Here is a 12,881-nt window from a genome sequence, read left to right on the forward strand (position 1 = left end):
GGCAGTCCTTCCCTAGCACAGCCCGATGCTTGAATCCCGGATCTTCCCTCCCCATATGAGGTCCGGGATTTTTTTTGCCTGCCATTCAAGCTCTGGGGCTTAGTCTTCGCCTTCGCTCAAATCCGGGGCCTGATCATCCTCGGGCTCCTCTTCGGCAAACAACCAGCTCTCGAGAATCCCATAGGCTTCCTCCAGACCCTGACGCTTGGGCGCAGAAAACAGCTGCACCGTGGCGCGGTTGCCGTACTCCTTGCGCACGATGGTCTGGACCTTGAGCAGCACGTTCTTGGCCGCACCATAGGCAAGCTTGTCCGCCTTGCTGAGCAGAATATGCGCAGGCAGGCCGGTCACATCACTCCACTCGAGCATCATCCGGTCAAAATCCGAAAGCGGATGGCGGATGTCCATTACCAGCACCAACCCGGCCAGGGAGTCACGCCCGGTCAGATAGGCGTCCAAATGCTCTTTCCAGTGCTCTTTCAGTGCCAGAGGCACCTTGGCATAACCATAACCCGGCAGATCCACCAGGCGGCGCTGCTCATCCAGAGCAAAGAAGTTGATCAGTTGCGTACGGCCGGGCGTTTTCGAGGTTCGCGCCAGCCGTGCATGGGTCAGTGTATTCAGCGCGCTGGATTTGCCAGCGTTCGAGCGACCGGCGAAAGCGACTTCATAGCCACGGTCGAGTGGACACTGTTCGACCTGGCTGGCGCTTTTGATAAAGGTGGCTTGCTGACAAAGAGATACAAGGGGTGTTGCTGAGGGCATGGGAAGATCCGTTATGCTACTGTCGATTGGCCGATGACATTCACCTTGACCGTCACCTTAGTATATACTGCTGCGGTTTTATATCGCGAAAGCTTACTGCGACATTTTGGACATTGCATCGCCCCGAGGCGACGGCTAGCATGGGCCACCAGGTCCGAAGTGCGATCTCCAGGTGTTGTCTTCGGGATAAACGAGGCAGGCTGTTCCGCATAACACGGCGATAACGCCGGAAGGACAGACCAGGCCCCTCTTTCAGCCGTAATTGGATTAGCCGATGAATAAATTACTCATTAGTCTGGTGTTATCTCTCGGCATGGCCGGTTCGGTCCATGCAGCGCAGGGTGATGCTGAAGCCGGTGCTGGCAAAGTTGCAACCTGTGCCGCATGCCATGGTGGCGATGGTAACAGCGCGCAGCCCAGTTTTCCCAAGCTGGCCGGCCTGGGTGAGAAATATCTGTACAAGCAGCTGCTCGACGTCAAGGAAGGCCGCCGTGTGATTGTCGAAATGACTGGCATCCTGGATCCGCTGAGCGATCAGGATCTGCTGGACATCGCCGCCTACTACGACGCTCAGGTTCCCTCGATGGGCGTAGCCGATGCAGATCTTGCTGCCCGTGGCGAGGAAATCTACCGCGGCGGCAACCTGGCTACCGGCCTGCCGGCATGTACCGGCTGCCATTCGCCAACAGGCAAGGGCAACGATCCGGCAGGCTATCCACGTCTGGCTGGTCAACATGCTGCCTATACTGCCAAGCAGCTGACGAACTTCCGTGAGGGCGTGCGCGACAATGATGGCGAAGGCATGATCATGCGTACTATCGCCGGACGTTTGAGCAACAAGGACATCGAGGCCGTTTCCAACTATATTCAGGGCCTGCGTTAGGTCATTATGTTGCCAGGCATTTCTCGAGCTTCATTTCAAGGGTGACTTAGGTCACCCTTTTTATTGGTTGGCACATGTTGCCGCTCAGGGAACTTTTAACCAGCTTACCTGTTCCAAGTGGGTTGGCTACACACTAAATTCATTAGGGAAAAAACATGCGCGTATTGATGACTGCAACCCTGGTATGGCTGCTTGGCAGCCTGAATGCTGCTCAGGCCCAGGAGGCCATTCCATCGGCAGACTTCAAGGCCGGAGAACATTACATAGAGCTCACAACACCAGCCCCTACCCAGGATCCCGACAAGATCGAGGTAGCCGAGCTGTTCTGGTATGGCTGCGGCCATTGCTTCCAGTTCGAGCCGGTGCTTCAGGATTGGAAAAAAACGCTACCTGAAGATGTCAGCTTCCGTGAAGTACCCGCCCTCTTCGGTGGCGTCTGGAATACCCACGCGCAACTTTTCTACACCGTACAGAGCCTGGGCAAGCTGGAAGAAACGCATAAGGCCATCTTCAATGCGATCCATGTGGAGAAACTCCGGCTGGCCAACGAAGCCGAGATGATCGAGTTCCTTGAGCCATACGGCATCAGCGAAGAGCAGTTCGAGAAGGCCTGGTCTTCATTTGGCGTACGCAGCAAGATATCCGAGGCGGGCCGTCTGGCCAAAGCCTACCGGGCAACAGGGGTTCCAACGCTGATCGTGAACGGTAAATACCGGATTGAAGGCGGCATGGTAGGTGGCTTTGATGGCATGCTCGAGGTGGCAGACTACCTGATCGCCCAAGAGCGTCAGGCACGCTGAAGCATGCCTGAGGCCAAGCCAGTCATCCAGACTCGCCGGCGTTCGCTGCACGGCCAGATGCTGCCGGGAAACCTGCAGACCAATGACTTATGCCCAGCCGGGGCGATAGGGCTGCCGGAGGTGCTCAAGCTCCTGAGTTTCAATATTCAGGTGGGCATCAACACGCAGAAATATCACCACTATCTGACTCGCAGCTGGCAACACCTGCTACCAGCGACCGGCCGGCACAATGTACTCGGGCAGATCAGCCGGGTGCTGAGTGACTTTGATCTGGTCGCCCTGCAGGAAGTTGACGGTGGCAGCATTCGCTCCGGCTACGTCAATCAGGTCGAACATCTGGCCCGCGAGGGTCAGTTCCCCTTCTGGTATCAACAGCTCAATCGCAACCTGGGGCGCTTTGCTCAACACTCCAACGGTTTGCTTAGCCGCTTTGCCCCCGACTACCTTGAAGATCACAAGCTGCCCGGCATTCTGCCTGGCCGCGGCGCGATACTGACCAGCTTTGGTGAGGGACAAAATTCTCTGCTTGTGGTCATGATGCACCTGGCACTGAGTACCAAGGGCAGGGCCAATCAACTGGCCTACATACGTGACCGCATCGCCGATCACAAGCACGTGGTGCTCATGGGCGACATGAATACCCATGCCGAGGATCTGCTCGATCACTCGCCGCTCAAAGGCAGCAAGCTGCATACTGCCACGCTGCCCGGCACCTACCCCAGCTGGAAGCCCGCCAGGGTCCTGGACCACATTCTTATCAGCTCCAGTCTCAGCATCGAAAAGGTAGATGTACTTGCCCACCCCATCTCGGACCATCTGCCCGTAGCAATGCATATCCGTTTGCCTCCCGGGATTTGCACATCATCGCGCAAACCCCTGGACAACTGATTCAATAGGGCTCTGGCCAGAAGCCCCCTTTTCCATATAATCTTCTGTATCACCGTGTGCAGGAGCACTCATGATCGATACTCGTAACACCTCCCGGCCAACCGACAGCGCAGACACGAAGTCGCCTGCCGGGGCCTCTGACCAGCAGGAGCTGCTCAGGCGCGGGTTGGTTCGCGTAAGTATTGCAGCAGACGGACTCGACCCTCTGCTCGACAAACGCCTCAAAGAGCTACGCAGTGCCCTACGCAACGATGCCCCGCCTCACTTACTGACCGAGCTGATGCCCGAGCTTGAAAGGGCAGTACTGGCCGCTGACAGCGCCCGCGAAGAACGCATGCGCAACATAGGCGCCTCCCTGCGCACCCTCGTGAAGCAATTGCAGCAGCGCAGGTTGTCGGGCGAGGTTGGCACCTCGCTCAAGGAACTCGCCCAGCGTCTGAACGCCCCCATCGAATACGCCTCGACCGTAGAGAGATTGATTGCCGACATTGCCAGCTCCCAGGCCCAGGTACTGAACGCGGCACCAGGCGAAGCACCATCCGGTTTGCTGGCCCGGCTGTTCGGCTCGGGCAGCACGCCCGGTGTCAAAAAGACGGCCGAAGAGCAAGAAACACCAGAAACACCAGAAACACCAGAACCGATCATTATCGAGCAACCGGCAACCTCGACAGTAAAGTCAGAACCTGATGCCCTGATACCCGAGCTTCCTGCAAAACAAGAACACAGCATTGACAGTAGCGCTGAGAAGCCTGACGAGGATGCAGTGGTAGGCAATCTGGGGGGCGAAGAACAGCAATACTCCAAGGCCGCAGCTCACATTGAAACCGTCCTGCTTAACCTGATCTCGGAACTTCAGGTACTGGACAGCCAGCGTATCCAGACCGAACAACTTCGTGAACGTATTGCCGGCGGGCTGAATTGGTATGAGCTGGCGGCAGCTCTCGATGAGCTGGCCCTCCTGGTGCTTGGCGCACAGCAGAACCGCCAGCAGGATTTCGAGCTCTACCTCAAGCAGCTCAACAGCCGGCTTGCCCAGTTCCAGGGCAACCTCGAAGAAGCCCATGATGCCTACACCGGGTCTCTGGAAGTCGGGAGGGCTCTGGAAGGCACCATTCGCGATCAGGTCCAGGACCTGCACGGGGAGGTGAGTTCCGCCACTGACCTGGACACCCTGAAGGCCAACGTGCAGAGCCAGTTGGACGCTTTGCTGGTAAATGTCGAGCAATCGCGCACCTTGCATTTGGATCGCGAGCAGCAAGTGGCAGGGCGATTGAAGTCCATGGTCGACCGTATCGCGACCATGGAGGTAGAAGCGACCACGTTCCGCAACCACCTGGAAGAGCAGCGCAAACAGGCAATGATCGACACCCTGACCGGGCTACCCAACCGGGCCGGACTGCAAAAGCGGATGAATGAAGAGTACGAGCGCTGGCAACGCTATGGCGGTCAACTGCTGCTGGTGGTTCTGGATGTGGACCACTTCAAGCGCGTGAATGATCAATTTGGCCACCTGGCAGGCGACAAAGTATTGAGGCTGATTGCTCAGCAGTTGTCGCGTCGGTTGCGCAAGTCCGACTTTATCGGACGTTTCGGAGGCGAGGAATTCGTCATACTGATGCCGGGTACCAGTATCGAACACGCCGCGGTGGTGCTGGAAGAGCTCCGCGCCGGCATCGAGGAAAGCCCGTTTCATTTCAAGAAAGAACGCGTAACCATCACCATATCGATTGGTTACACCGACTTCCGGCAGAGTGACAGCCTGGAGGAGATCTTCGAGCGCGCAGACCAGGCGATGTACCGTGCCAAGGACAGTGGTCGCAACAGCCTGGTCCGGGCTGACTGAGCAGGATCACTCCGCCCACGTCGCCACGTAAGCTCCCTGCGGATCATGCCGCTCGGCCTGCATCGCGACGTTAAACGCCCTGCCGCCTCGCGGATCGTGTCCGACCCCGGCAATATATGCCCAATTTCCCCAGTTACTGGCAACGTCGTAATCAATCAACTGCTGCTCAAACCAGGCTGCGCCCAGGCGCCAGTCCTGTTTCAGATCGTGTATGAGATAACTGGCAGCGATCTGACGCCCTCGATTGGAGAGAAAGCCGCTGGCGTTAAGCTCGCGCAGGCAAGCGTCTACAAAGGGCTGACCGGTGTTGCCCTCACGCCAGTCCAGCCAACGCTGATCAGCACCACGCGGCGGCGTGCCGTTCTGCAAACCGCCAAAACGGAAAAAGGCTGAGCCCTGTACCCGCAGGCTGAGACGGAAAAACTCCCGCCAGAGCAGCTCGAACCATAGCCAGTAGGTCGAATCATTGGCGCCGTGCTCGACCTCATGGGCTCTGAGCTCCTGCACCACCCGCCGTGGCGAAAGGCAACCATGGCTGAGCCAGGTCGACAGCTTTGACGAAAAGTGTTTGCCCAGCAGCTCATTACGGGTTTCCTTGTAATGTCGTACGGACTGGCTCCCCCATAAATAGTCATCCAGCCATTCGCGACCCGCCAGCTCGCCACCGCCAGCGGGGAGAGCAGATCTGTGGTCCGCGCGGCAGGGCTGCAGACCCAGATCGGCAGGACCGGGTATGCCCCTGATCAGATCCAGCGCGCCGACCGGGAGCGGCGCCATGACGGTGGTCTCAGAGATTGGCAAATGGGCCGGCGGGTGCTTCTCTATCTTGTTACGGAAACGGGTAAATACGCCTGGCATGGCTTCCAGAGAGAAGGGCAGTTCGGTAGGCTCAAAGAGCCCGTTGCTCTCCAATACTTGCAGATCAACGCCGTTGGGCAAAGCACTGTGAAGCCTGTCCATTAGTGCCTGTTCATCCGGAGCATGCTCAGCGTGGGTGTACACAGCCTGAATGCCCATATCAATGCATAGCGCTGGCAGTAGCTCTTCGGGCTTGCCCTGCAACACCAGCAAATCCGAGCCTAGCGTGCGCAGGGAACGTCTCAGGTCGGCGAGACTCTCCAGGATGAACTGCGCTCGCCTCGGACCACAGGGCAACAATCCAAGGTGATCAGGCTCGAACCAGCGGGGATCCAGGCAGTACACCGGGAGGCAATCAGTGCCCCGCATGGCAGCAGCCAGCACCGGGTTATCGTCTACACGTAAATCCTGTTTGAACCACAGCAGGTTGGTCATATGCGGGCAGCGCCTATACAAATTCGATACAAGGATGATAATCTGCATAACTATTAATTGCCATGGGACATCAACGTGAATCAGCCAACTCCCCACACATTGCCCTGCCGCGGCTGTCAGGCCGACTGCCCCAACCGGGGACACTGTCAGGGCAAACCCTGGCGAAGCGATTTTAAGGGCCAGACCCGTCAGCCCCAGACCCCGCGACATTGATACGCTGCAACCGGTAAGGCGGCATGCTAGGCTGCTGCTTTTAACTAGCAGAGCCTGTCACCATGCCGCGCCGCGTTATTGCTCTTTTGTGTCTGTGCCTGCTGGTAACGCTGGGAGGCTGTACCCGCAGTCTGGATATTGATACCCGTTACACTTCTACAAATCACGACAGCCGGGTGCAGTACATCGTCGTGCACTACACCTCTTCAGGCTTTGACCGAGCCCTGCAACACCTGACCCATGGCTCGGTGAGCAGTCATTATCTGATCAGCAAGAAACCCACCATTTACCGACTGGTCGACGAAAACCGTCGCGCCTGGCATGCCGGCGACAGTACCTGGCAGGGCCGCACCTGGTTGAACGCCAGCTCGATCGGTATTGAAATTGTGCATCCGGGCTATACCGACACCCCGGAGGGCCGAATCTGGCACCCATGGCCTGCGGAGCAGATCGACGCGCTGATACCCCTGCTGCAAGATCTGCTGAAGCGTCATCAACTGACCCCGGACCGGGTTCTGGGCCACAGTGATATCGCACCGCAACGCAAGGTGGATCCGGGCCCCCTGTTTCCGTGGCAACGTCTAGCGGCCGCTGGTGTAGCTACCTGGCCAGACCCCAGCAAAGTCGCCCGAACTCAAACAGCGCTTGCGGGCCAGGCCCCACCCCTGATGTGGTTTGTTGAAACCCTCATCCGTTTTGGCTATGAGCTCAAGCCCGACTCCCAGCCTTCCAAAGCCACAACCAATGTTCTGGCTGCCTTCCAGATGCGCTTCAGGCCGAGCCAGTTCAATGGCCAGCCTGACGCGGAGACAGCAGCCATTCTCGCCACACTGGTACCTGAAGCTACGCAGTCGCCCCTATGGTGCCGTCCGCTCACAGCTTCAACCACTAACCAACTACCCCTTTGCAGTGACACCGACGCCCCCTTCGGAGCTGTTCAGCCATGATCGGTCGACGCATCAACAGGCGGCAAGATGCTTAACGGAATCTGGCTGGGGTTCTTTCTGGCCGCCTTTGCCGCAGCGCTCTGGCAATGGCTCGGCATGGGCGACGCCGAGGTATTCAGCCGGCTGGTAGGCTCCATGTTCGACATGGCGCGTCTCAGCGTCGAGATCATCCTGGTGCTGGTCGGCACCATGACCCTGTGGCTGGGCTTTCTCGCGATTGCAGAAAAGGCCGGGCTGATCCGTGTGCTGGCCCGGGTGCTTGACCCGTTGTTTCGCCGCCTCATGCCTGAAGTACCCAGTGGGCATCCCGCCCTGGGGCATATCAGCATGAACTTTGCCGCCAATATTCTCGGTCTGGACAACGCTGCCACGCCAATCGGCATCAAGGCCATGCACTCGCTACAGAGTCTCAACCCCAGCCCGAACACCGCCAGCAACGCCCAGATTCTGTTTCTGGTGCTCAACTCATCGTCCTTGACCCTGCTGCCGGTGACCATTTTCATGTACCGCGCCCAGCAAGGCGCAGCGGAGCCGACAGCCGTCTTTCTGCCCATACTGCTGGCAACAACCGCGTCCAGTCTGGTCGGGCTGTTCAGCGTCGCCTTCATGCAAAGGCTGAAACTCTGGCATCCGGTGGTATTGGCCTATCTATTGGGTGGCGGGCTGGCACTCGGGCTCTTGCTGACCACGCTGGCGGGCATGTCCGCACAGGCACTGGCCGCCACCTCCAGCCTAGTTGGAAATCTCACCCTGTTCGGCATCGTGATTGCGTTTCTGGCCATTGGCGCACTGCGCAAGGTCAACGTCTACGACACATTCATAGAAGGCGCCAAGGAAGGTTTCAGCTTTACCATCTCGCTGCTACCCTACCTGGTCGCCATGCTGGTTGCCGTGGGCGCACTGCGCGCCAGCGGCGTTCTGGATGCCGGGCTTGATGGTATGCGCTGGATGATCGAAGGCCTGGGTTGGGACACCCGGTTTATCGATGCATTGCCCACCGCCTTTATCAAACCTCTGTCAGGCAGCGGGGCGCGCGCGATGATGATCGAGACCATGGACAACTTTGGCGTCGACAGCTTCCCGGCGCTGCTGGCCGCCACGTTTCAGGGCAGCACGGAAACCACCTTCTATGTGATTGCCGTGTATTTCGGCGCAGTCGGCATTACCCGTATACGCCACGGCCTAGGCTGCGCCTTGCTGGCCGATCTGGCCGGGATGCTCACCGCCATTGCTGTCTGCTACTGGTTCTTCGGTTAGTCCGCGCGCCGGCGTTATCCAGCGGGACAACACGAATCACTATTTTATCCCGTGTAACAAAGTTGTCACACAGAGCCATTACTGTTCTCACATCGGCAAAGCAAACCCGGTACATAACGTCATAATGGAGAACACGTGATGAAATTGAAGACAGCTCTTACTACTGCGGCACTGGCAGTTAGCATCGCCGCCGTATCTGCCCCTGCAATGGCCCGCGACACCATCAGCATCGTTGGCTCTTCCACTGTTTACCCGTTCGCTACCGTGGTTGCCGAGCGTTTTGGTGCCAACAGCGACTTCCCGACTCCCCGTATGGAATCTACCGGTTCCGGCGGCGGTCTGAAAATTTTCTGCCAGGGCGTTGGTACTCAGCACCCCGACATCACTAACGCTTCACGTCGCATGAAGACCAGCGAATTCGAGCTGTGCGCCAGCAACGGCGTGAACAACATCACTGAATTCCGCATCGGTTCTGACGGTATCGTAATCGCCAGCTCCAAAGAAGCCGAGCACATGGACCTGACCCTGGAGCAACTGTTCCTGGCCTTGGGCGAGAAAGTGCCGGTTGATGGCAAGTGGGTCATGAACCCCAACAAGACCTGGAGCGATGTTGATTCCAGCCTGCCGAACAAGGCAATCCAGGTAATGGGCCCACCGCCCACTTCCGGTACCCGTGACTCCTTCAACGAACTGGCCCTGATGGGCGGCTGCGCCGAACTCCCAGAAGCCAAGGCCATGGAAGAGTCCGAAATGGAAGCTACATGCATGAGCATTCGTGAAGACGGCGCGTTCATCGAAGCCGGTGAAAACGACAACCTGATCGTTCAGCGTCTGGTCAGCGACCAGAACATGTACGGCGTGTTCGGTTACAGCTTCCTGGAAGAGAATGCCGATCGCCTGCAAGCTGCCAAGCTGAACGGTGTCGAGCCGACTCAGGACAACATTGCAGAAGACAAGTATCCGGTAGCCCGCTCGTTGTTCTTCTACGTCAAGAAGGATCACGTTGGTGTTGTTCCCGGTATCCAGGAATACACTGCCGAGTTCGTCAGTGCCGGCGCCATGGGCCCGAACGGCTACCTGAAGGACGTAGGTCTGATCGTTCCTACCCGTGATGCTCTGGTGGAACTCAACAAGAAGTCGCAAAACATGCCTAATCTGAAGCTTGAAGAGCTGAAGTAAAGGGCCTCGCTGGCGCCTGCTGGCGATGAACAAGTGCGGGGCCGCTGGCCTCGCACTTTTTTGCGTTCTGAATGCAAGACGAAACACGTGCTGTAAAGCCGGTTAGCCGGTAGCATTTACAGACTCATGTACGGTCGACAGGAAACGATATGCAACCCGGTAACCTGCTAATTCTCACCTGTGTGCTGGCGCTGATTGCGTATTGGCTCGGCTACACGAGGTCACGCGCCCTGGCCAAGCCACTGGGCGGTATCAAACATCTCAAGTCCCTGCCTACTTACTACGGCGCCAGGGCAGCCATATGGTGCGGCGTACCTGCACTGATCATATTGGCACTCTGGGCCGGCTTCGAAGGCAAGGTCATCCAACTGATCGTCATCGGCACCCTGCCCCCGGAAATGATTCCGGATTCCCTGGGCCAGGCCAGTCTGATGATGAGCCAGATCAGTAACGTGGCCAGTGGCGCCCTGCCAGCCGGATTTGTCGATCCGGAGCTGGCTGAAGCTGCCGAAGTCCTGCTGCAGATGCGTGCAAACAGCACCCTGTATATGAACGCACTGGTAATCTCGATTGCGGCACTGGCCGGCTTTCTCGGCTGGGTACGAATTCGCCCGCTGCTGAATGCCCGCGAGCAGGTAGAAACAGCACTACGCTGGTTCTTTTTCAGCTGTGCCGGCGTGGCCATTCTGACCACCATGGGCATTGTATTTTCGGTGATCTTCGAAACGGTGCGTTTCTTCAACCGCGTACCCTTCTGGGAGTTTTTCCTTGGTACTTCCTGGAGCCCGCAATTAGCGCTGCGCGCGGACCAGGTCGGCTCAGCAGGTGCTTTCGGGATGATCCCGCTATTTACCGGTACCTTGCTTATCTCCCTGATCGCCATGCTGGTAGCGGTGCCCGTGGGCCTGCTGTCGGCTATCTATCTGTCCGAGTACGCCAACAAGAATGTCCGCAACGTGATCAAGCCGATGCTCGAGATGCTCGCGGGTGTGCCAACGGTGGTCTACGGCTTTTTTGCGGCATTGACTGTGGCTCCCTTCATTCGCGATGTAGCCACCTCCGTCGGGCTTGAAGCCTCATCCCAGAGTGCCCTGGCAGCGGGACTGGTAATGGGCATCATGATCATCCCCTTCGTATCCTCATTGTCGGACGACGTCATCAACGCAGTACCACAAACCCTGCGTGATGGCTCCCTGGCACTAGGTGCTACCCAGTCCGAGACAATGAAAAAGGTGATCTTCCCCGCCGCACTACCGGGGATCATGGGCGGCATTCTGCTGGCTGTGTCACGGGCGATCGGTGAAACCATGATTGTGGTCATGGCCGCGGGCCTGGCTGCCAACCTGACAGCCAATCCACTGGAAACCGTAACCACCGTGACAGTGCAGATCGTCACCCTGCTGATCGGCGACCAGGAATTCGACAGTGCCAAGACACTGGCCGCGTTCGCCCTTGGCGCAATGCTCTTCCTCACGACACTGGTGCTGAATGTCATTGCACTGAAAATTGTCCGCAAATACCGGGAACAGTATGACTAATCAAACCTCCCAGGCGGACATTGTCCGCAAATCGTTGAAGCGTCGGTATCGCAAGGAGATGCGTTTCCGTGCCTATGGCATCCTCGCGATTGCCATAGCCCTGACCTTTCTCTTCATCCTGTTCGCTGACATCATCGGCAAGGGCTATACCGGTTTCATGAAAACCACCATTACCCTGGATGTCACCATGGATTCGGAGGTGTTGTTCCTTGACGACCCGACTGATCCTACGCAGGTGCAAATGGCGGATTTCGTGGCGCCATTGGTTGCGGCTCTGGCCGAAACACTTCCCCAGGCGACCACCGAAGATCGCAACGCTCTGCGAAAGCTGGTCAACCCCTACGCCTCGAACCAGCTGCGTGATGAGTTGACCGAGAATCCCGAGTGGATGGGCACTACGCAGACCATCACCTTTCTGGCCCACAGCGACGTCGATGTTTACGTGAAGCACCAGGGTGACAGTGCCTACTCGATCAAACTCACCGAGGAGCAGCAAGGCTGGGTGGATGACCTGCAGGAACGGGGCATGATCGAAAGCAGCTTCAATGACGTGTTCTTTACCAGTGGCGACTCACGTGATCCTGCCCGGGCCGGTGTACTCAGTGCCATCGTCGGTTCCTTGCTGACCATGTTCATTGTTCTGGTGCTGTCCTTCCCGATTGGGGTTGCAGCAGCAATCTATCTGGAAGAGTTTGCTCCACAGAACAAGCTGACTGACTTTATCGAGGTCAACATCAACAACCTGGCGGCCGTGCCCTCGATCATCTTCGGTCTGCTCGGCCTGGCGGTATTCATCAACCTGTTCGGCATGCCCCGGTCTGTACCCTTTGTCGGGGGCCTGGTGCTGACACTGATGACACTGCCAACCATCATCATTTCCAGCCGCGCGGCAATCAAGAGCGTTCCGCCCTCGGTCAAGGAAGCGGCAGAAGGTATTGGTGCCTCCAAGATGCAGGTGACCTTGCACCACGTTTTGCCACTGGCCATGCCAGGCATGCTGACAGGTTCGATCATCGGCATGGCCCAGGCGCTTGGTGAGACCGCGCCGCTACTGCTGATTGGCATGGTGGCCTTTATCGTGGAAGTCCCCGAGGGTTTCTTCGATGCATCCACGGTACTACCGGTTCAGGTATTTCTGTGGGCAGGCAGCCCCGAGCTGGCCTTTATTGAACGCGCGTCTGCAGCCATCATGGTGCTGTTGGCCTTCCTGATGAGTATGAATGCAATGGCAATCTGGCTGCGTAAGCGGCTCGAGCGTCGCTGGTAAGGAGATAG

11 protein-coding genes are annotated in these 12,881 nt (G+C 57.8%); 9 read left to right on the forward strand and 2 right to left on the reverse strand.

What is annotated here, in order from left to right; all coding sequences use genetic code 11:
• Positions 1 to 99: 99 nt before the first annotated feature.
• A complete protein-coding gene (yihA, locus tag IEV54_RS05510) occupies positions 100 to 765 on the reverse strand; it encodes a ribosome biogenesis GTP-binding protein YihA/YsxC (RefSeq protein ID WP_150276335.1) in 666 nt (221 codons plus the stop codon).
• A 274-nt stretch (positions 766 to 1,039) separates the two neighbouring features.
• Between yihA and IEV54_RS05515 the strand changes: the two genes are divergently transcribed.
• From IEV54_RS05515 to IEV54_RS05530, 4 genes are all read left to right on the forward strand, one after another.
• Complete coding sequence (locus IEV54_RS05515) at positions 1,040 to 1,648, forward strand: c-type cytochrome (RefSeq protein WP_150276336.1); 609 nt, start codon at positions 1,040 to 1,042, stop codon at positions 1,646 to 1,648.
• A 155-nt stretch (positions 1,649 to 1,803) separates the two neighbouring features.
• Positions 1,804 to 2,448 (forward strand): thiol:disulfide interchange protein DsbA/DsbL, encoded by a 645-nt coding sequence (locus IEV54_RS05520; protein WP_150276337.1) that lies wholly within the window; start codon positions 1,804 to 1,806, stop codon positions 2,446 to 2,448.
• A gap of 57 nt (positions 2,449 to 2,505) precedes the next feature.
• Positions 2,506 to 3,336: an endonuclease/exonuclease/phosphatase family protein gene (locus IEV54_RS05525; RefSeq protein ID WP_150276710.1), complete on the forward strand. Its 831-nt coding sequence runs from the start codon at positions 2,506 to 2,508 to the stop codon at positions 3,334 to 3,336.
• A gap of 70 nt (positions 3,337 to 3,406) precedes the next feature.
• Entirely contained in the window at positions 3,407 to 5,179 is a 1,773-nt protein-coding gene (locus tag IEV54_RS05530) for a GGDEF domain-containing protein (protein WP_150276338.1), read from the forward strand.
• 6 nt (positions 5,180 to 5,185) lie between these two features.
• On the opposite strand, the gene IEV54_RS05535 is transcribed toward IEV54_RS05530, so the two are convergent.
• Positions 5,186 to 6,472 carry a DASH family cryptochrome gene (locus tag IEV54_RS05535; protein ID WP_188434332.1) on the reverse strand — a complete coding sequence of 429 codons (1,287 nt, stop codon included), beginning with the start codon at positions 6,470 to 6,472 and terminating at the stop codon, positions 5,186 to 5,188.
• 275 nt (positions 6,473 to 6,747) lie between these two features.
• Between IEV54_RS05535 and IEV54_RS05540 the strand changes: the two genes are divergently transcribed.
• From IEV54_RS05540 to pstA, 5 genes are all read left to right on the forward strand, one after another.
• On the forward strand, positions 6,748 to 7,632 hold the full coding sequence (locus IEV54_RS05540) for an N-acetylmuramoyl-L-alanine amidase (protein WP_150276340.1): 885 nt from the start codon (positions 6,748 to 6,750) through the stop codon (positions 7,630 to 7,632).
• Positions 7,633 to 7,659: 27 nt separating this feature from the next.
• Positions 7,660 to 8,889: a spore maturation protein gene (locus tag IEV54_RS05545; RefSeq protein ID WP_150276341.1), complete on the forward strand. Its 1,230-nt coding sequence runs from the start codon at positions 7,660 to 7,662 to the stop codon at positions 8,887 to 8,889.
• Between the two features lie 135 nt (positions 8,890 to 9,024).
• Complete coding sequence (locus tag IEV54_RS05550) at positions 9,025 to 10,068, forward strand: substrate-binding domain-containing protein (RefSeq protein ID WP_150276342.1); 1,044 nt, start codon at positions 9,025 to 9,027, stop codon at positions 10,066 to 10,068.
• Positions 10,069 to 10,217: 149 nt separating this feature from the next.
• A complete protein-coding gene (gene pstC / locus IEV54_RS05555) occupies positions 10,218 to 11,606 on the forward strand; it encodes a phosphate ABC transporter permease subunit PstC (RefSeq protein ID WP_150276343.1) in 1,389 nt (462 codons plus the stop codon).
• The gene (pstA, locus tag IEV54_RS05560; protein ID WP_150276344.1) at positions 11,599 to 12,873 is read left to right on the forward strand and encodes a phosphate ABC transporter permease PstA; all 1,275 of its coding nucleotides are present in this window, start codon (positions 11,599 to 11,601) and stop codon (positions 12,871 to 12,873) included. The genes pstC and pstA overlap by 8 nt, the downstream gene beginning before the upstream one ends.
• Positions 12,874 to 12,881: the final 8 nt, after the last annotated feature.

Source organism: Halopseudomonas salina, assembly GCF_014637955.1.
In the GTDB taxonomy this organism is placed as follows: domain Bacteria; phylum Pseudomonadota; class Gammaproteobacteria; order Pseudomonadales; family Pseudomonadaceae; genus Halopseudomonas; species Halopseudomonas salina.

Coding starts and splice junctions, on each gene's coding strand:
- yihA (WP_150276335.1), bottom strand. CDS start 765: ATGCCCTCAGCAACACCCCTTGTATCTCTTTGTCAGCAAGCCACCTTT.
- IEV54_RS05515 (WP_150276336.1), top strand. CDS start 1,040: ATGAATAAATTACTCATTAGTCTGGTGTTATCTCTCGGCATGGCCGGT.
- IEV54_RS05520 (WP_150276337.1), top strand. CDS start 1,804: ATGCGCGTATTGATGACTGCAACCCTGGTATGGCTGCTTGGCAGCCTG.
- IEV54_RS05525 (WP_150276710.1), top strand. CDS start 2,506: ATGCTGCCGGGAAACCTGCAGACCAATGACTTATGCCCAGCCGGGGCG.
- IEV54_RS05530 (WP_150276338.1), top strand. CDS start 3,407: ATGATCGATACTCGTAACACCTCCCGGCCAACCGACAGCGCAGACACG.
- IEV54_RS05535 (WP_188434332.1), bottom strand. CDS start 6,472: ATGACCAACCTGCTGTGGTTCAAACAGGATTTACGTGTAGACGATAAC.
- IEV54_RS05540 (WP_150276340.1), top strand. CDS start 6,748: ATGCCGCGCCGCGTTATTGCTCTTTTGTGTCTGTGCCTGCTGGTAACG.
- IEV54_RS05545 (WP_150276341.1), top strand. CDS start 7,660: ATGCTTAACGGAATCTGGCTGGGGTTCTTTCTGGCCGCCTTTGCCGCA.
- pstC (WP_150276343.1), top strand. CDS start 10,218: ATGCAACCCGGTAACCTGCTAATTCTCACCTGTGTGCTGGCGCTGATT.
- pstA (WP_150276344.1), top strand. CDS start 11,599: ATGACTAATCAAACCTCCCAGGCGGACATTGTCCGCAAATCGTTGAAG.